Source organism: uncultured Zhongshania sp., assembly GCF_963975605.1.
Classification (GTDB): Bacteria; Pseudomonadota; Gammaproteobacteria; order Pseudomonadales; family Spongiibacteraceae; genus Spongiibacter; species Spongiibacter aquimaris.
In genome coordinates this window covers 221,977-240,647 of record NZ_CAXBHN010000002.1, presented here as the reverse complement: position 1 = coordinate 240,647, position 18,671 = coordinate 221,977, and the positions used below count along the sequence as shown (strand labels likewise).

Here is an 18,671-nt window from a genome sequence, read left to right as displayed (position 1 = left end):
TTTAGGGTAATTTAATAACGCCGCGCAAGCGGCGTTTTTTTTGCCTGTTGGTTTTATTTAATAGAGAAATAACACTGTGAAGAGCATTGAACAAATTGTCCTTGGCGCAGCACGTGACATACTCGCGAAGGGTAATAGCGGCTGGTTGTGCACCGTTGTTAAAACCTTTGGCGCTTCGCCGCGCCCCTTGGGCTCTTTACTGTTTATGGATGCTCAGGGGCAGGTCTTTGGATCGTTGTCAGGCGGCTGTATAGAGGACGAGCTGCTCGAGAAACTGCAGCGTGGCGCTTTGGCTAGCGATCGGCCGGAGATATACGAGTACGGTGTCAGTCCTGAAGAGAATGAACGTTTTGGTTTACCTTGCGGCGGTCGTATGCAGGTTTTAGTGGAGCCTATGTCTGCGTCTACCGATTTTTGTAACATGCTCACGGATCTGTGTGACGCTATTGGCGGTCGGCATGCAATGCGCAGGCGGGTGAACTTAATAACGGGTCAGTGGCAGTTAGAAATCGTGACCAGCGCCGAGCCGCTGGCAATTGTCGACGAAACCTTGGTTCAAGATTTTGGCCCGCGATATCGTTTACTGTTAATCGGCGCAAACGAACTGGCGCGGTGTATATCTGAAATTGCCTTGGCCATGGACTACCGCGTGATTGTGTGTGATCCCCGGGAGGATAGGCGTGAGCAGTGGACTGTCGTCGGTGCTGAGTTAAGTGCCTTAATGCCCGATGAGGCGGTCAGTGAATTTGCTGACCCGTATACCGCTGTGATTACCTTAACTCACGATCCCAGAATCGATGATATGGCGTTGATGCAAGCGCTGCTAGAGCCGCTGTTTTATGTGGGTGCTTTGGGCTCTGTTAGGACGTCGGCGAAGCGCCGCGAACGCCTCAAACAATTAGATATTAGCGACGAACAAATTGATCGCCTGTACGCGCCAGTGGGTTTGGCGATTGGCAGTAAGTCGGCGATGGAAATTGCATTGGCAATTATGGCGCAGTTAACTCAGCTGCGGTCATCGTCCATGAAGGTTGTTCGCGGTGGCTGAGCAAATCCTAGCGTTACCGTTACTGATATTAGCCGCCGGTAAAAGTAGGCGGTTTGGCAGCGAGGACAAACGTTTTACCGCATTGCCTCATGGCGGTGAGTTAATTAACGCGCTAGTGCGTCGGGGGCGAAAAGCGGGATTGGATGTGTATGTGGTGCTTGATCCAGCGGATGATGTGTCGGCGAGGATAGATGCGCCCTGCGTTTTTGCGCCGAATGCCGGTGTCGGGATGGGGGCGAGTATTGCCGATGCTGTTGGCATTTTTGCTGAGCGTTCTGAAGCAGAGGCGCTTTTGATTATGCCGGCGGATTTGCCCCTGCTGCGGGTAGAATCACTGCGCCGAGTTGCCGAACCTGCGACCGCGCAGCGTATCGTCATTCCTACTTTTGATGCTAAGGGTGGTCATCCGATTGCTTTCGGGCGGGAATATTGGCCGGCCTTGAGTAAGTTGAGTGGCGATGAAGGCGGACGTAGTGTTATTGCTTCAGCACGGAGCGAATTTGTTGATGTTATTGAGTTGAATGACGAGGGCATTTGTCTCGATGCGGATACCCCAGAGCAGATGTCTGCTTTGCTATTAAAGCTTCGCCCGGTGCTGCGTTAAGATTTACTCCCCATCTTATTTTTGTCGCTGGCGGCACTTAATAAATCGATAAAGGCTTCTGCCGCATTGGAGAGGCTGCGGTTGCGGTGATGAACGCAGCCAAGTGTTCTACTCAGGGTTTGTCCTTCCCAGTTCAGCGCAACCACGCTGTCGTCCAAAAGCGTTAAGGGTAAAATGCTCCAGCCTAGTCCAATACTGACCATGACCTTAATGGTTTCAAGATAGTTGGTCGACATACCGATATTCATATTGAGTCCACGCTGATCAAACAAATCCTTGATGATTTGCCCGGTGTAGGTATTTAGACCAGGTGGAAGGGCTGTGTGCTGACTAAGCATTTCGGCATTAACGCTGCTGTGCTGTGCTAAGGGGTGGTTATGCGCGACGGTAACCGCGAGTGGATCTTCCCACACCGGCATTGATTGCAATTGCTGCTCACCGGTAGGTGACAGTGTGATGACCGCTAAATCCATTTCGCCGTGCAAAATAAGCTGATGCGCCTGCTCCGAATCCATAAAGTCGATATCGAGCTTCACCGCCGGGTAGAGCTGACTGTATTTTCGCAGTATAGGCGGTAGGCGGTGCAGGCCAATATGATGGCTTATTCCCATCGACAAGCGGCCGCTAACTTGGCCGCGCAGATCATGAATACTGCGAACGGCTTCTTTTATGTCTTGTAATATCCGCCGGCTTTGCGGAAGCAGTGCTTGGCCGGCTTCGGTCAGGTGCACCTTGCGGCCAATGCGGTCAAATAATTTGCAGTTCAGCTGAGATTCGAGTGCGGCGATGCGTTTACTCACCGCGGGTTGGGTGATGTAAAGCTGTTCTGCGGCAAGTGAAAATGACTGCTGCTCGGCAACGGCAAGAAAGGCTTTTAAAGAGTCGGTATCCATGGGTGTTAGGATATTATCATTCCATATTGGAATGCAAATAATGAAAAATATGAATTTGTGTTATTTGATTGTGCTGCGTAGTATTGCGGTTCTGATAACTGACTACACGGGTAGTTTTGCTATCGCAGACTGGGTAAATACGCTTAATTCACAAAGCGTGCGATGAAATGGGGCAGGGATTATGGCTGGACAAACGCTTTACGACAAACTGTGGAATGCGCATCTGGTAAAGGAGCGCGATGATGGCACGGCGTTGCTTTATATCGACCGTCATTTGGTGCATGAAGTAACTTCGCCGCAGGCTTTTGAAGGTCTTCGTTTAGCTGGCCGTAAACCATGGCGCATCGGCGCGAATATCGCGACGCCTGATCACAATGTGCCGACTGAGCTCGTTGAGCGTAGCGGCGGCGTAGAGGCCATTGCAGACGAAGTGTCGCGGATACAAGTGCGCACCTTAGATGAAAACTGCGATGAGTTTGGTATCACCGAATTTTCAATCAATGATGTGCGCCAAGGTATTGTGCACGTGGTTGGCCCTGAGCAGGGCGCAACGCTGCCCGGTATGACGGTGGTGTGTGGCGATTCCCATACTGCAACCCACGGCGCCTTAGGTGCTTTGGCGCACGGTATTGGCACTTCTGAAGTGGAGCATGTGCTTGCTACGCAGTGTTTGATACAAAAGAAAAGTAAAAACATGCTGGTGCGAGTGGATGGCGAACTCGGTGCTGGTGTTACGGCAAAGGACGTGGTGCTGGCCATTATCGGCAAAATCGGCACTGCGGGTGGCACGGGTTACGCCATTGAATTTGGTGGTGAGGTTATTCGCAAGCTGTCGATGGAAGGACGGATGACCATTTGTAATATGGCCATCGAAGGGGGTGCCCGGGTTGGTATGGTGGCGGTTGATGACGTCACTATCGACTACGTTAAAGGTCGCCCGTTCGCGCCGAATGACAACGAGTGGCAGCTTGCGCTGGAATACTGGAATACTCTGCATAGCGATGACGACGCGGTATTTGATAAAACCGTAGTACTTAACGGCGCAGATATTTTGCCGCAAGTCACGTGGGGTACAAGTCCTGAAATGGTATTGCCGGTGAGTGGTATTGTGCCTAGCCCCAATGATTACACTGATCCCGCACAGCGCAGCGGCTGCGAGCGCGCCTTGCAATATATGGGGCTGACCGCAGGCCAGGCGATTACCGATATTAAGCTCGATCGGGTATTTATCGGTTCTTGCACAAATTCGCGTATTGAAGACCTGCGCGAAGCGGCTGCTGTAGTTCGCGGTAAAACGGTGGCGGCCAATGTGAAAGAAGCCATGGTTGTGCCTGGGTCTGGTTTGGTTAAAAAGCAGGCTGAAGCGGAAGGATTAGACAAAATATTTTTGGACGCGGGTTTGCTGTGGCGTGAACCTGGCTGCTCAATGTGTTTGGCAATGAACGCCGATAAGCTTGGTGCCGGTGAGCACTGCGCGTCAACATCTAACCGCAATTTTGAAGGTCGTCAGGGCTTTGGCGGGCGCACCCATTTGGTGAGTCCGGCGATGGCTGCCGCAGCGGCGATTGCGGGCCATTTTGTCGATGTGCGGGATTGGATCTAAGGAGTTTATGATGAAAGCATTTACAGTTCTTGATGGTATCGTAGCACCGATGGATCGCGCCAATGTCGATACCGATATGATTATTCCCAAGCAGTTTTTGAAGTCGATAAAGCGCAGTGGCTTTGGCCCCAATTTGTTTGATGAGCTGCGTTATTTAGATGAGGGGCAGCCTGGCCAAGATAGTTCTGCGAGGCCTTTAAACCCTGATTTCCCGCTTAATTTTCCGCGCTACAGCAATGCGTCTATTCTTATCGCGCGTGAAAATTTTGGCTGCGGTTCTAGCCGCGAGCACGCGCCGTGGGCACTGGAGGACTATGGTTTTCGCTGTGTGATCGCGCCGAGCTTTGCCGATATTTTCTTTAATAACTGCTTTAAAAATGGCGTATTACCGATTGTTCTCGCGGCAGACAAGGTGAACGAGCTGTTTAAAGCGATGTACGCCGATGAAGGGTTTACATTAAAGATTGATTTGGCCGCCCAGCAAATTGTGACGCCTGCGGGTGAGGCAATTAGTTTTGACGTAGATAGCTTCCGCAAGCACTGCTTGCTGAATGGGCTAGACGACATTGGTTTAACCTTGGAAGACGCCGACGATATTCGGGTTTTTGAATCTAAGTGGCAGCAAAAATCCCCTTGGTTATTCCGCGAGCACGGTGTTTAACACCTTGTTCAATGGTCCCGAAACCATATTATTTTTGAAAGGAATTTAACGTGACAGAACGTCAACAAAGAAATATTGCCATATTACCCGGTGATGGCATCGGTCATGAAATCATGGCAGAGGCAGCAAAGGTCTTGGAGTGGGTTAATGAGTCCGAGGGCCTTGGGCTGGTATTACAGCATGCGCTAGTGGGCGGAGCCGCAATTGACGCCCACGGAAGTGCCTTGCCTGCGGAAACCTTCGCTATTTGCGAAAAGGCTGATGCGATTTTACTTGGTGCAGTGGGTGGTCCAAAGTGGGATAAATTGCCGCCAGCAGATCGTCCAGAGAAAGGTGGCCTCCTTGAAATTCGAAAGCGTTTAGATCTATTTGGCAACTTGCGTCCGGCTATTTTATATCCGCAGCTGGCGGGTGCTTCTTCGCTGAAACCGGAGCTGGTATCGGGTTTAGATATTCTTATTGTCCGCGAATTGACGGGTGGTATTTACTTCGGTCAGCCACGTGGAATTCGCGAATTAGAAAATGGCGAGCGCGAAGGTTACAACACATACGTTTATAACGAATCGCAAATTCGTCGAATTGGTAAAGTGGCGTTTGAGTTGGCGCAAAAGCGTGGTGGACGTTTATGTTCAGTTGATAAGGCGAATGTCTTAGAAGTGACTATGTTATGGCGTGAAGTGATGGACGAGATGGCCAAAGACTATCCCGACGTCGAGCTAAGTCATATGTATGTCGATAATGCGGCAATGCAGCTTATTCGTGCGCCAAAGCAGTTTGACGTGGTTGTTACTGGCAATATGTTTGGCGATATTTTGTCCGATGCCGCTGCTATGTTGACCGGTTCTATTGGCATGTTGCCGTCAGCATCATTGGATGTGAATGGCCGCGGTATGTACGAGCCGTGTCATGGTTCTGCACCAGATATTGCGGGCCAAAATAAGGCAAATCCGCTGGCGACTATCTTGTCAGTGGCGATGATGCTGCGTTATTCACTTAACGAAGCTGCGGCGGCGCAACGTATTGAAGATGCAGTGAGTACGGTTTTAGATCAGGGTTTCCGCACGGCCGACATTTTCTCAGAGGGCAATAATTTGGTCGGCACCGTTGAAATGGGCGACGCGGTTATCGCCGCCTTGGCATCAGCGTAAATTCAGCACTACAGAATTCAGGAGAAATTATGAAAAAGGTAGGTTTTGTCGGTTGGCGCGGTATGGTCGGTTCAGTATTGATGGGCCGCATGTTAGAAGAAAAAGACTTTGATGGCATTGAGCCAGTATTTTTTACCACCTCTAATGTAGGTGGGCAGGGCCCGGCAATTGGTCGCGATATCGACACATTGAAAGACGCTAGTGATATTGCTGAGCTAGCGGCGATGGATATTATTATTTCCTGTCAGGGCGGCGATTATACTAAATCGGTTTTTCCAGCCCTGCGCAGCAGCGGTTGGGATGGCTATTGGATAGATGCCGCTTCATCGCTGCGGATGGATGATGATGCGATTATTATTCTCGACCCGGTTAATCTCGATGTGATTAAAGATGGCTTGAGCCGCGGTGTTAAAAATTTCATCGGTGGTAATTGCACCGTGAGTTTGATGTTGATGGCAATTGGCGGGCTATTCCGCGAAGGCTTGGTGGAGTGGGTGAGCGCTCAAACCTATCAAGCGGCAAGTGGCGCTGGCGCGCAGAATATGCGTGAGCTGATTAACCAAATGGGGTCGGTACGTGATTGTGTTGCCACCGAACTCGCCGATCCCCGTTCAAATATTTTAGACATCGATCGCAAAGTGGCAGAAGCAATGCGCAGCAACAGCTTCCCGAAAGATAATTTTGGTCACGCACTGGCCGGTAGCTTATTGCCGTGGATTGACACTCAATTAGAAAATGGCCAAAGCCGAGAAGAGTGGAAGGGCCAGGCTGAGACCAATAAGATTTTAGGTCGCGCAGATTCGCCTATCGCTATCGACGGTAACTGTGTGCGTATCGGCGCTATGCGCTGCCACAGTCAAGCGATGACTATCAAACTGACTAAAAATGTCGCAGTTGCTGAGATTGAAGGCATTCTCGCCTCTGCTAACGATTGGGTGCAAGTGGTGCCAAATGATCGTGCAGAAACGCTGGCGAAATTAACTCCAACGGCAGTGACAGGCAAGTTGCATGTACCCGTAGGGCGTTTGCGTAAATTAAATATGGGTGAGCAATACCTGTCTGCGTTTACCGTGGGCGACCAATTATTATGGGGCGCGGCAGAACCGCTGCGCCGCATGCTGCGAATCCTACTTGGTGATATTAAGTAATGGCATATAAGTGTGTTGCAGTATTCGGTGCCTGCGGTCTGGAAGGCGAGTTGCTGCTAACGGCACTGGCTGATGCTGAACTTGGCGTTGACAGTATCAAAGCCTATGCCGATGACGGCGAAGGTGAAACCGTGATGTATCGCGGCAGCCCCGTCGCCGTTCATGAATCAAGCGCGGCGGATTTTAACGGGGTTGATGTCGCTATTATGTTAACAGAGGGTTTTAGCGACCTTAGCTTGATCGATTTGGCGGAAGATGCCGGTGTCGTCGTTCTCGACTGTACCGATACATTGGCGCAGCGTGGTGATGTGGCCATTTACTGCACCAGTTCAGCAGATATTGAAGGTGGCCGATTGTTCGCGATCGCCGACGCAGTAAGTAGCCATGTCGCGGCGGTGCTGCGCCTATTGCCACAGGCGAGTATTCGCTCGGTTAACGTCGCTGTTGCCCAGCCAGTTTCAGTGTGGGGCCGCTCAGGAGTTGAGACGCTGGCGGCAGAAACAGCGCGTTTACTGAATGGCCAAGTTCCTGAAGAGTCCTCGTTTGGTCAGCAATTGGCGTTCAACGTGCTCGCACGCCAGGAGCACAGTGCGGCATTGGAACACAGCTTGGCCAGTTTGTTAGGTTTGGGCGGAAGCGCTGTTGCTGTTTCCGCCAGCGAGATGTTGGTTCCCGTCTTTTACGGTCACACTGCGATGCTGCGAGTAAGCTGTGTCGACAAAGTTGAACTTGCGGAAGTAAAGCGGCAATTGGCGGAAAGTGAGCTTTTCAGGCTGTTTCCATCAGGCGATACCTCAGAAGCGACGCCAGTTAATTTACAAGGTAGCGATACGATTGATATTTCTGCACTAAGTGTTGATAGGCAGGATGAAACAGTCTTTCGTTGTACTGTTGTCGGTGATAATCTTCGTAATGGTGCGGTGATTAACATAATTGCTCTGCTTAAAATCTTGATAAAAATCAATATCTAGCTTATATCTACGCATGTTGTTTAGAGAAATGGCGATACATCGTCATGGGCAGTGTCTGCCCAGCGGAGATTCTTTATAAAAGCGCAGCCCATTTGGCTAGTGGCAAATAGGCGCGTTAATACACAAACGGTGACATTATGATGCGGAATAGGCTGGCAAAAGCGGTACTGACAGTTGGTGCCCTGCACAGCGGTTTAGTCAGTGCACTCGGCCTTGGTGAGTTAACACTGGATTCTACTCTGAACCAGCCTTTTCGCGCTGAAATCCCAATCCGAGATATTGGTGAGTTAGACGTAGCACAGATAAAAGTACAGCTAGCCGATGCCAGTGCATTTGAAAATGCGGGGGTTGATAGGAGTCAATTTCTATCTAGCTTGCAGTTTCAGATTGAAGTAATCGGCAGTGGAAACGGCCGTATTATTGTCACCACCGAAAAAGCTGTCGTTGAACCCTATCTTGATTTCATTGTTGAAGCGAGATGGCCCAACGGCAAAATGATACGCGAATACACGGTGTTGCTGGATTTACCGGTCTATGCTGATGATAGTCCCGCGCGAGCAGTGAATCCAAGCGTTGCCGCATCAGCGCCGAAATCTTCGCTTAGTACACCAGTGCAAAGCCAGGCACCGGCGCGTGAGTTGGGCGGCGCCATTGGAGCGGTAGATCGCGCTCCGCCAACTGCGCGCAGTGTTGATCGTCAACAAGAGTTGCCTCCCGCAGATAGCCCTGCCACTGAATACCGAGTTCAACATCACGATACTATGTGGCGAATAGCGGGCAAATTGCGTCCCAGTTCGTATGTGACAACTCAGCAAACCATGCTGGCTTTAGTAAAAAAGAACCCGCAAGCCTTTGTGAATGGCAATGTGAATCAGATTAAGTCGGGTTATGTTTTACGCCTGCCAACTGAAGACGAAGTTCGCCAAGTTGACCACCAAGAAGCAGTGGAGGAAATACAATTACAAGCAAAGGAGTGGCGCGGCGAGAGAGTCGCCAGATCCACTACACCTAAAGCCGCTTCGGCTGCGGCATCTTCATCGTCGTCGGCAACACCAATGGCGCCGCAAATTGACGCAACCGCAAAATCCCCTAACGAACCAACGTCAGATACTGATACAGCGGTTAAATTCTCTCTGGGCAGTGCTGGTAGCACCGACAGTGGAGACGAACTTGATGCCATGCGTGATCAAATTCGTGTAGAGAAAGAAAATTTAGAAAAAACCCAGCTTGAAAACAGTGCGATGCAAAATCGTGTTGTAGAAATGGAAAAGCAGATCCAGACACTGCAGAGCTTAATTGAGCTCAAGAATAGCCAGTTGGCTGCCTTGCAAAATGGGCAGCAAGTGCCAGATGCTTCAGCGATTAGTGATGAGGCGGAAGCTGAGGCAATGGCTCCCGCTGTGGCTAGTGAAGCCAGCGCCGAAACAGATTCTGCGACGGATGTCGCTGTCGCCCCCAAAGTAGATGCCGACGCCAAGCCGGCAACTGAAAAGCCAGCTGCTGCTAATAAGCCTGCAGCCGTGAAAACACCTGTCGCCCAGGCCCAAAATTGGTTAAGCGAAAACCTAATGTTGGTTCTCGGCTTTGTACTTGGCTTATTGGCGCTGTTAGTTTTATTCATTCGACGCCGTAATTCGGCTGAAGATGATGCTGACTTGGCGGCATTTGATGACGATTTAAGCGATAAGGATTCAATTGAGTCTCCGGTATTGTTTGCTAGCGGTGGTGAGTTTGATCGCGATTCGTCGAAAGCATTTGATGCAGTAGAGGCCGGTGACGACCCTGAGGCGGTGTTCAGTTCCGACGACTTTAATTTTGATGATTTAGGGGACGATTCACTCTCGAATGCGGAATCGACAGATTCCGAAGAAGTGATGTTGGCCGATGACGCTGCCTTGGACGGTGAGGATGAATCGGAAGGCGCGGTAACATCTGCAGATGCGGTAATACCACAAACCGGTGATGTCGTTGCAGAAGCAGAAATTTATGTGGCCTATGGTCGCTATGACCAAGCGGCGAGTTTACTGAAAACGGCCATTTCTCAAGACCCAGAAAATGCCGAGCTCCGTTTAAAGCTTATCGATATTTATCTAGATACCCGTGATCAAGATAATTTTGAGCTGGCCTACCAAGACCTGCTTAGCTTAAATAACGATTCGGCAGTTGCCCGTGTTAAAGAGTCGATGTCGGCCATTGAGGGCGTTAGCCACTGGCTGGGTGACGAATCTCAGGCGTCAGATAATACGGTTGATGTAAGCCGAGCGAGTGTTGCAGTCGATGCGGCGGATGAGTTGGATTTTGATATCGCTGGTGAGGCAGAGGAAGAAATTCACAGTCTCAGTGACGATGATATTGATTTTGAGCTAGATGAGCCGGAGGCTAATGCTACTCCGCTTGAGCCAAGTCCGATCAGCAATATCAATGAATCAGGCACGATTGATGATATCGAGCCGGGCACTGACTCTGACACCTTGGAATCCTTAGATGTTGATCTAGCGGATTTAGATTTTGATTTTGACGGCGATTTCGGTGGCGCCTCCGGTGTGAGCGAAGAGGTTGTTGAGGACGTTTCCACGCCAAGTCCGCTTGCTTTAGAGGACGATGCTCCTGTTGTCGAAACAGTCGATGCCGAAGACGACGATGTTATTTCTTTCGACGAAGACGAACTTGGCAGTTTTGAATTGGATGATCTCGCCTCCAGCGAGCCAAAGTCTGGCGACGAAGACACGCTGGAATTTGATATCGGTGCCTCTGGCTTAGGTGATTCCGAACTCTCTGACATAGCGGCATCTGGCGATGAATTAGGCGCAGAGCTTGAAGAGCAGCCAGAGCAGGTGCTAGAGCCGCTGGCTGAAGAAGAAAGTGTTGATTTGGACCTCTCTGACCTGGATATGGATTTGGCGGAGCCAGCGCAGGCTCCTTCTGTGTCAGATTTACAAGATGATGAAGATGAGATCGATCTCGAGCTTTCTGACTTTGATATGCCGCTTGGCGAAGTTGCAAGCACAGAGCCGGTTTCCTCTGTTGATGATGAGCTCGAAATTGATGAGACCTTCTTTACCGAAGATGACGCGAATTCAGACGCTAGCTTAGAGTTTGCTGAAACGCCTGCTCAAGAAAGTGATGCGCCGGCAGAGTCATCGTCAACTTCGTCCGAAGCGGCGTCACCTGTTGACGAAGCGATCTCTGTTGAGGATCTCGTGTTTGACGAGTTTGATGCTGGTGAGGAAGAAGCCGAAGGGTTTGACGCGCTGGTAGATGCTGAGTCAGTTGCGACCAAGCTGGACTTGGCCCGCGCCTACATCGATATGGGTGACAGTGAGGGTGCTCGCGAAATGTTGGAAGAAGTCCTTCAAGAGGGCGACATTCAGCAGCAAAGCGATGCACAGACACTTTTAGACAATATCGGATAATACTGGCTGTAGACTCCTGTGATTGCAGATGTAGATTGTTTCGACCGGTTTGAGGACGAGCCCTTGCCGGTCGGTTGCCGTATTGCGATGGCGGTGGAATATCAGGGCAGCGCCTACCGAGGCTGGCAAAGCCAGGATAAACCCCGTGTCGCCACCGTTCAGGATTCACTCCAAGCCGCTATTTCTTCAATTGCCGCGACGACAGTGACGGTAATTTGTGCTGGTCGCACTGACGCCGGTGTGCACGCCACCCATCAAATAGTCCATTTTGACGCCACCGTTTCCCGTTCATTAAAGGCCTGGGTTGCAGGTGTAAACGCCAAGCTTCCAGAAGACATTGCTGTGCAATGGGCTAAGCCTGTCAGTAATGATTTTCATGCTCGGTTTTCCGCTACGGCACGGCGTTATCGCTATATTATTTTGAACCAGGCGCGTCGTTCCGCGCATTTGGCTAAGGGCGTGACCTTGATTGACCAACCTCTCGATGCAGACTTAATGCATCAAGAGGCTCAGGTATTACTCGGTGAGCAAGATTTTAGCGCGTTTCGCGCGGCTTCTTGTCAGTCAAAGACCGCTATGCGCAATATTCACCATGCCAATGTGAGTCGCTACGGTCGCTATATTGTGCTGGATATTGCGGGCAATGCATTCTTGCATCATATGGTCCGAAATATTGCTGGGGTTCTTATCGCGGTGGGAAGTGGGCAGATGCCGGTGGGGTGGACCCAGCAAGTTCTAAATAGCCGTGATCGCAATCAAGGTGGGGTGACGGCTAAACCACACGGCTTGTATTTGGTCGATGTAAGCTATCCCGCGCACTTCGAATTGCCGGAATCGCGCGTCGGCCCTGATTTTGTTCCCAGTTAGCGACCACATCTACAGACAAATAATGCAGTTATTTGTTAGTATTCGTTCCGGTTAATTGTCTGGCTGTACATCCAAGTGTTTCGTACTCGCGTAAAAATTTGTGGTATCACTCAAGCTGAAGATGCGCTTGCCGCAGTTGATGCCGGTGCTGATGCCTTGGGGTTTGTATTTTACCCGCGCAGTCCGCGTGCGGTCAGTGTTGAACTAGCAGCTAGTATCATGTCGATGTTACCGCCATTTGTAAGCAAAGTAGGCTTGTTTGTGGATGCTAGTGAGGCGGAAATTCAGAATGTACTGACGAGCTGTTCGCTTGATCTCATTCAATTTCACGGCGATGAGACCCCTGAGTTTTGCAACTTGTTTTCCGTGCCTTATATGAAAGCGCTACGTATGCGAGATGGTCTGGATGTGGCTGCGGCCGCGCGGGCTTATTCTTCAGCAAGCGCGCTATTGTTAGACAGCTATAAGCCAGGTATTCCCGGTGGGACTGGTGAATCTTTTGATTGGGATAGAGTGCCCCGTGAATTGGCGCTCCCGATTGTGCTAGCGGGTGGACTAACCCCGAGTAATGCCGGTGCAGCAGTAGCGGCCTGCCATCCCTTTGCCATGGATGTGAGTGGCGGGGTGGAGAAGGCGCCCGGCATAAAATGTACGCAAAAAATGACAGAATTTATTAAGGCGGTCAGCCGTGCTGATCGACGGGAGGATTGAGTGAGTAGTAAAGTAGCTAAAGCTGATTTTAGCCAGTTTCCAGATGCCTCTGGGCATTTTGGTATCTACGGTGGTCGCTTTGTTTCGGAAACCTTGGTGTTTGCCTTGGATGAATTGGAGGCAGCCTATCAGCGGCTTCGCAAAGACCCGGACTTTCAAGCCGAGTTTGATCATGACTTGGCGCATTACGTGGGTCGTCCTTCACCGCTGTATCACGCCAAGCGCTGGTCTACAGAAGTAGGCGGCGCGCAGATTTACCTTAAGCGCGAAGATTTAAATCACACTGGCGCGCACAAGGTTAACAACACCGTCGGACAGGCGCTGCTCGCGAAATACATGGGTAAAAAGCACGTTATCGCGGAGACCGGTGCGGGGCAGCACGGTGTCGCCTCTGCGACGGTTGCGGCTCGTTTAGGGATGAGCTGCAAAGTATTTATGGGTGAGGATGATATTCATCGCCAAGCCTTGAATGTATATCGTATGAAGTTGCTCGGCGCTGAGGTGATCTCAGTTAAATCGGGCTCTAAAACCTTGAAAGACGCTATGAATGAGGCGATGCGCTACTGGGTTACAAATGTTGAAGATACGTTTTATATCATTGGCACTGCCGCTGGCCCGCATCCCTATCCGATGTTGGTGAGAGATTTTCAGTCGGTGATAGGCCGCGAAGCGCGGGAACAATGTTTGACTCAGAATGGACGTCTGCCCGACGCACTGGTTGCCTGTGTTGGTGGCGGCTCTAATGCGATTGGTCTTTTCCATCCTTTCTTAGACGATGAAGACGTCGCGATGTACGGTGTCGAGGCGGGTGGCGACGGCGTTGACACAGGACGTCACGCCGCCCCCTTAAATGACGGCATTCCTGGCATATTGCACGGCAACCGTACTTATTTGATGCAGGATGAAGGCGGTCAGATTATCGAGACGCACTCGGTCTCCGCCGGTTTGGATTATCCCGGCGTCGGTCCAGAGCATTCATGGCTCAAGGACTTAGGGCGCGTGAACTACGTCGCCATTAACGACGATGAGGCGCTGGCAGCGTTTCGCAAGCTAACCCTTGTGGAAGGCATTATGCCTGCTCTAGAGTCAGCCCATGCGGTGGCCTATGCAGAGAAGCTGGCCAAAACCATGAGTCCAGAGCAAAGCATCGTGGTCAACTTGTCGGGTCGTGGTGACAAGGATATTCATACCGTCGCGACTATTGACGGTATTGGCATTGAATAACGGGGAAGTACTTTGAGTCGTTTAGCTGCAGTATTTGCGAAATTAGAGAAAAGCGGCCGCAAGGCATTGGTACCGTATATCGTGGCGGGCGATCCTTCGCCCGCACTGACTGTGCCGCTAATGCACGAATTAGTGCGACAAGGTGCTGATATTTTAGAAATTGGCGTGCCTTTTTCAGATCCCATGGCCGAAGGTCCTGTAATTCAGCTTGCGCATGAGCGCGCTTTAGCGAATAAGGTTACCTTGACGATGGTGCTTGAGTTGGTTACCGAGTTTCGCAAGTCCGACCAGGAGACGCCATTGGTGTTGATGGGGTATGCCAACCCGATCGAGCGTATGGGTTATCAAGTATTTGCTGACCGCGCTGCGTCAGCCGGTGTAGATGGCTTGTTGACCGTTGATATGCCGCCAGAAGAGGCAGAGCAGCCAACCCGAATTCTGCGCGCCGCCGGCATCGATAATATTTTTCTGCTTGCACCGACAAGCAGCGAAGACAGAATTAAGAAAATCGTGTCCTTGGCAAGCGGCTATTTGTACTGCGTGTCCTTGAACGGGGTAACCGGTGCCGGGAATTTGGATATCAAGGCCGTCTCTGAAAAATTAGCCAGTATTAAACGCTTCACAGACCTGCCAATAACCGTTGGCTTTGGTATTAAAGACGGCGTGTCTGCGGCCGCCTTAGCGCCGTTATGTGAAGGTGTGGTAGTCGGAAGCGCGCTGATCGAACGGTTGGTTGCGACGGATGCCGACAAGACAGTAGAGCAGCGAGCCGCATTGGCTGCCGCATTGATCGCCGAGATTCGCTCAGCAATCGATGCCTGAGAATTATCGCCTTAGCCTATTGTATGTTGGCAGGGTTTATAGGGTAAAGTAATGCACAGCTAATGCCTGCGTGCATTTTATAAACAGATTAAAAATGACTACAGGAATGGATTATGAGTTGGGTTGATAAGATTCTTCCCTCGGGAGTGCGACGTGTTGATTCGGATGAGCGTCGAGGTGCAAAAGGTGTTGTACCCGAAGGGCTTTGGAAGAAATGCGTTAAGTGTGAAGCGGTACTTTATCGTCCCGAACTAGAAAGTAACCAAGATGTTTGTCCTAAATGTGATCATCACATGCGTATTGGCGCGCGGCGTCGAATTGCTTTGTTTTTAGACGAGGCGGGCCGCGAAGAAATTCTTAGTCATATCGAACCCGTCGACCGACTCAAATTCAAAGACAAAAAGAAGTATCGCGATCGTTTAACCGCGGCGCAAAAAGCAACTGGTGAGAAAGACGCGTTAATTGCCTATAAAGGTAAGGTAAAAGATTTACCCGTAGTGGTTGTTGCCTTTGAGTTTAATTTCCACGGTGGCTCGATGGGATCTGCGGTGGGCGAGAAATTCACGCAAGCGGCGAATGTTGCTCTTAAGGAACGCTGCCCGCTGATTTGTTTTTCTGCGTCGGGTGGTGCTCGTATGCAGGAAGCGCTTATCTCTCTTATGCAGATGGCTAAAACCAGCGCGGTACTGGAGCGGTTGAAGCAAAATAGTGTTCCCTATATATCGGTTATGACCGACCCAATTTACGGTGGGGTTTCCGCGAGCCTGGCCTTGCTGGGCGACATAAATGTTGCGGAGCCTGGTGCGCGTGCGGGCTTTGCTGGTCCGAATATTATCGAGCAAACGATCCGTCAAAAATTGCCGCCGGGATTCCAGCGCAGCGAGTTTTTGCTGGCACATGGCGCTATCGATATGATTGTTCGTCGCGCGGATATGCGTGACACCCTCGGTCGGGTGCTCGGCGGCTTGATGCATTATCAGCGCTAATTACACTTTATGAGGTACACACAGGTCGGCGATTGGTTGCGGTGGATGGAAACTCAGCATCCCCGCGATATCGATCTCGGTCTTGAGCGCATCGCGCGAGTCGCACTGCAACTTAATATCACGCTTAATATGCCGGTAATTACCGTTGCCGGTACTAATGGTAAAGGCTCTTGTGTGGCTCTGCTGTCGTCGATATTTGGTCAGCAGGGCTATCGAGTCGGCGCTTATACTTCCCCCCATATCATTCATTATCAAGAGCGCATCGTTGTCGCAGGTAACAATGTCGACGACGAGACTCTGTGCAGTGCGTTTGCTGCGATAGATGAAGCCCGAGGCGAGATCTCGCTGACGTACTTTGAGTTCGGCACCTTGGCTGCGCTGCTCATTTTTGAGCAGCAGGCTGTGGACGTTGCGGTGCTTGAGGTTGGTTTAGGCGGTCGTTTAGATGCCGTGAATATAGTTGACGCTGATGTTGCCATAGTCAGCTCTATTGCCATCGATCACGAAGCTTGGTTGGGCTCTGATCGAGAAATGATTGGCCGTGAAAAGGCGGGGGTTTTTAGATCTGGCCGGCCGGCAATTATTGGTGATCCTCAGCCTCCGCAGGCTCTTTTAGATTATGGCTTGCAGCTGGGGGCAACGCTCGTTTGTCGCGACGACGATTTTAGCTTCACAGAACAGACTGGCTCCACCTGGTCGTGGCAAGGCCTAGCAAAAAATGGTGAGCGGTGTGAATATAAGGACTTACCTCGTTCGCCGTTGCTCATAGACAACGCCGCGACCGTGTTGCAGGCCTTGCAATATATTGACTTACCCCTATCTGAAGAATCCATACGGCAGGGGTTGAGCACGGTTAACATTTCCGGCCGCTGTGAGCATATCAATTATCGCGGTATCGATCTTGTGTTGGATGTGGCGCACAATCCCGCATCGGTGCAAATACTGTACGATCACTTGGTTGCCAATCCTATTGGCGGTCGGACGACGTGTTTGTTTGCCGTGATGGCAGACAAGGCGATTGACCAGATTATAGCCATAGTCAAACCCTGTTTTGCACACTGGACTTTGGTGCCGCTGCTAGGGAATGATCGAGCGGCAACAGCTGAAGAAGTAAAAGTGGCGCTGCAAGCGCAGGGGGTTGCTCAGGTGTCAGTTGGCGATTCGTTTGGCGAAAACTTGGATAGCGCTTTGTCGAGTCTGTCGGCAGGTGATCGCTTAGTGGTTTTTGGTTCATTTTTCACTGTGGCCGCTGCCATGGCAGAATTCGCTGACAGGCTCAGCGCAGAATAAGTAGTAGGGGATACGACATGATGAGACAACGCTTGGTCGGTGCACTCGTTTTGCTATGTGGCGGGGTGATACTTTGGTCACTGTTATTTACAGGCCCTGCAGCGTACAAATTAGACAGAGATACGCAGATTCCAGACGCACCTTTGGTTGACCCGGTAATCGATACGCCGCCGCAGAAACCCGACGGCGTTATGCCGGCAGATACTCAGCTGGTGCCGGAACAGCCAAATATGCCTATTGCCGATGAAGACTCGGAAAAGGGGGCGGCAGTACGGGCGGAAGCGGCGAATGTTCCTGAACCTAGTGCTCGCGAAACGGCATCACCAGCTGTGGTTGCTAAGCCGAAACCTGTTGAGGTGAAAAAGTCAGCGCCTACACCGCTTAGCAAGGAAAAGTTAGACGCTAATGGCTTGCCACCGGCATGGGTCGTGCAGGTTGGGGTTTTTGGTAGCGAGTCGAATGCAGAAGCGTTACTGAAGTCCCTGCAGGGCGCAGGCTACAAGGCATTTATTGATAAAATTCAGCGAAACTCAAAGCCGCTCTATCGTGTATTAGTGGGGCCGGTAATTAGCAACGAGAAAGCTGTATCGCAGCAAGCTGCTATCAATAAGCGCTTTAATGTGAAGTCAATTGTTAACCGATTTGAGCCTTAGTTGGTGCTTAAAGCAAAATCTTACTTGGGATGCGGCGCTGGGCTTGTTAGAATTCGCGTCTCGAATTCTTGCGGGAGCCGCTTACAGTGCTAAGCACGTTTAACTGGGCTGACTGGGCCATTCTTGGCATTGTGACAGCCTCGGCACTTATCAGTTTGATACGTGGTTTTGTAAAAGAAGCGCTGTCTTTGTTGACCTGGGCTATCGCATTTTTTGTCGCTGTTGCCTTTCATCCTCAAGCAGTTGCTTTGCTCGAGCCCTTAATCGACAAAATATATATGCGCGAAATACTCGCCTATATTCTCGTCTTTATTACCACCTTAGTGGTGGGCAGTTTAGTCACTCATATAATTGCTGTCATGGTGAAACGCACGGGTTTAAGTGGTACCGATCGCTTGCTCGGCATGATCTTTGGTACCGCCCGAGGCTTAATTGTGGTGCTGGCAGTCTTGGTGTTATTACCGTCGCTGTTGACGGGTGTTGAAAATGATCAGTGGTGGAAGGAGTCTCAGCTGGTCCCCGAGTTTCTGTTGATGAAGGACTGGTCAGAGCAGAGCTTCAATGATGTGGTTAACTGGGGCTCGTCATTACTGGCCAGTCAGAGTAATTAATCGCGTTTGATCTTCGTC

17 protein-coding genes are annotated in these 18,671 nt (G+C 50.8%); 16 read left to right on the top strand and 1 reads right to left on the bottom strand.

Going from position 1 to position 18,671, the window contains the following annotated elements; all coding sequences use genetic code 11:
• Positions 1–76: 76 nt before the first annotated feature.
• Together AAC007_RS03430 and AAC007_RS03425 are read left to right on the top strand one after the other, a co-directional pair.
• The gene (locus AAC007_RS03430) at positions 77–1,048 is read left to right on the top strand and encodes an XdhC family protein (protein ID WP_296435297.1); all 972 of its coding nucleotides are present in this window, start codon (positions 77–79) and stop codon (positions 1,046–1,048) included.
• On the top strand, positions 1,041–1,652 hold the full coding sequence (locus tag AAC007_RS03425; RefSeq protein ID WP_339674613.1) for a nucleotidyltransferase family protein: 612 nt from the start codon (positions 1,041–1,043) through the stop codon (positions 1,650–1,652). The genes AAC007_RS03430 and AAC007_RS03425 overlap by 8 nt, the downstream gene beginning before the upstream one ends.
• Here AAC007_RS03425 and AAC007_RS03420 read toward each other — a convergent pair.
• On the bottom strand, positions 1,649–2,545 hold the full coding sequence (locus AAC007_RS03420; RefSeq protein WP_219041614.1) for a LysR family transcriptional regulator: 897 nt from the start codon (positions 2,543–2,545) through the stop codon (positions 1,649–1,651). The two genes, AAC007_RS03425 and AAC007_RS03420, sit on opposite strands and share 4 nt — an antisense overlap.
• A 181-nt stretch (positions 2,546–2,726) precedes the next feature.
• Between AAC007_RS03420 and leuC the strand changes: the two genes are divergently transcribed.
• The 14 genes from leuC (at position 2,727) to AAC007_RS03350 (ending at position 18,653) form a co-directional block, all read left to right on the top strand.
• The gene (leuC, locus tag AAC007_RS03415; RefSeq protein WP_339674611.1) at positions 2,727–4,148 is read left to right on the top strand and encodes a 3-isopropylmalate dehydratase large subunit; all 1,422 of its coding nucleotides are present in this window, start codon (positions 2,727–2,729) and stop codon (positions 4,146–4,148) included.
• A gap of 10 nt (positions 4,149–4,158) precedes the next feature.
• Entirely contained in the window at positions 4,159–4,809 is a 651-nt protein-coding gene (gene leuD / locus AAC007_RS03410; protein ID WP_295871886.1) for a 3-isopropylmalate dehydratase small subunit, read from the top strand.
• Positions 4,810–4,859: 50 nt separating this feature from the next.
• Positions 4,860–5,957, top strand: a complete 1,098-nt coding sequence (leuB, locus tag AAC007_RS03405; protein ID WP_339674609.1) for a 3-isopropylmalate dehydrogenase — start codon at positions 4,860–4,862, stop codon at positions 5,955–5,957.
• 29 nt (positions 5,958–5,986) lie between these two features.
• Positions 5,987–7,105: an aspartate-semialdehyde dehydrogenase gene (gene asd / locus AAC007_RS03400; RefSeq protein ID WP_295871890.1), complete on the top strand. Its 1,119-nt coding sequence runs from the start codon at positions 5,987–5,989 to the stop codon at positions 7,103–7,105.
• Positions 7,105–8,076 carry an Asd/ArgC dimerization domain-containing protein gene (locus AAC007_RS03395; protein WP_295871891.1) on the top strand — a complete coding sequence of 324 codons (972 nt, stop codon included), beginning with the start codon at positions 7,105–7,107 and terminating at the stop codon, positions 8,074–8,076. The genes asd and AAC007_RS03395 overlap by 1 nt, the downstream gene beginning before the upstream one ends.
• Before the next feature lie 137 nt (positions 8,077–8,213).
• On the top strand, positions 8,214–11,489 hold the full coding sequence (locus AAC007_RS03390; protein WP_295871894.1) for a FimV/HubP family polar landmark protein: 3,276 nt from the start codon (positions 8,214–8,216) through the stop codon (positions 11,487–11,489).
• 18 nt (positions 11,490–11,507) lie between these two features.
• Positions 11,508–12,356 carry a tRNA pseudouridine(38-40) synthase TruA gene (gene truA / locus AAC007_RS03385; protein ID WP_295871896.1) on the top strand — a complete coding sequence of 283 codons (849 nt, stop codon included), beginning with the start codon at positions 11,508–11,510 and terminating at the stop codon, positions 12,354–12,356.
• Positions 12,357–12,431: 75 nt separating this feature from the next.
• On the top strand, positions 12,432–13,067 hold the full coding sequence (locus AAC007_RS03380; RefSeq protein ID WP_295871897.1) for a phosphoribosylanthranilate isomerase: 636 nt from the start codon (positions 12,432–12,434) through the stop codon (positions 13,065–13,067).
• Entirely contained in the window at positions 13,068–14,291 is a 1,224-nt protein-coding gene (gene trpB, locus AAC007_RS03375) for a tryptophan synthase subunit beta (protein WP_219041607.1), read from the top strand. It begins immediately after the preceding gene.
• A 12-nt stretch (positions 14,292–14,303) separates the two neighbouring features.
• Positions 14,304–15,113, top strand: coding sequence for a tryptophan synthase subunit alpha (gene trpA / locus AAC007_RS03370; RefSeq protein ID WP_295871902.1), 810 nt, complete (start codon positions 14,304–14,306; stop codon positions 15,111–15,113).
• A 113-nt stretch (positions 15,114–15,226) separates the two neighbouring features.
• Positions 15,227–16,099 (top strand): acetyl-CoA carboxylase, carboxyltransferase subunit beta, encoded by an 873-nt coding sequence (gene accD, locus AAC007_RS03365; RefSeq protein ID WP_296435286.1) that lies wholly within the window; start codon positions 15,227–15,229, stop codon positions 16,097–16,099.
• A 9-nt stretch (positions 16,100–16,108) separates the two neighbouring features.
• Positions 16,109–17,389 carry a bifunctional tetrahydrofolate synthase/dihydrofolate synthase gene (gene folC / locus AAC007_RS03360; protein WP_339674608.1) on the top strand — a complete coding sequence of 427 codons (1,281 nt, stop codon included), beginning with the start codon at positions 16,109–16,111 and terminating at the stop codon, positions 17,387–17,389.
• A gap of 17 nt (positions 17,390–17,406) precedes the next feature.
• Complete coding sequence (locus AAC007_RS03355) at positions 17,407–18,042, top strand: SPOR domain-containing protein (RefSeq protein WP_339674606.1); 636 nt, start codon at positions 17,407–17,409, stop codon at positions 18,040–18,042.
• 86 nt (positions 18,043–18,128) lie between these two features.
• A complete protein-coding gene (locus AAC007_RS03350) occupies positions 18,129–18,653 on the top strand; it encodes a CvpA family protein (protein ID WP_295871912.1) in 525 nt (174 codons plus the stop codon).
• Positions 18,654–18,671: the final 18 nt, after the last annotated feature.

Coding starts and splice junctions, on each gene's coding strand:
- folC (WP_339674608.1), top strand. CDS start 16,109: ATGAGGTACACACAGGTCGGCGATTGGTTGCGGTGGATGGAAACTCAG.
- accD (WP_296435286.1), top strand. CDS start 15,227: ATGAGTTGGGTTGATAAGATTCTTCCCTCGGGAGTGCGACGTGTTGAT.
- asd (WP_295871890.1), top strand. CDS start 5,987: ATGAAAAAGGTAGGTTTTGTCGGTTGGCGCGGTATGGTCGGTTCAGTA.
- leuD (WP_295871886.1), top strand. CDS start 4,159: ATGAAAGCATTTACAGTTCTTGATGGTATCGTAGCACCGATGGATCGC.
- AAC007_RS03355 (WP_339674606.1), top strand. CDS start 17,407: ATGATGAGACAACGCTTGGTCGGTGCACTCGTTTTGCTATGTGGCGGG.
- AAC007_RS03390 (WP_295871894.1), top strand. CDS start 8,214: ATGATGCGGAATAGGCTGGCAAAAGCGGTACTGACAGTTGGTGCCCTG.
- AAC007_RS03395 (WP_295871891.1), top strand. CDS start 7,105: ATGGCATATAAGTGTGTTGCAGTATTCGGTGCCTGCGGTCTGGAAGGC.
- leuC (WP_339674611.1), top strand. CDS start 2,727: ATGGCTGGACAAACGCTTTACGACAAACTGTGGAATGCGCATCTGGTA.
- AAC007_RS03420 (WP_219041614.1), bottom strand. CDS start 2,545: ATGGATACCGACTCTTTAAAAGCCTTTCTTGCCGTTGCCGAGCAGCAG.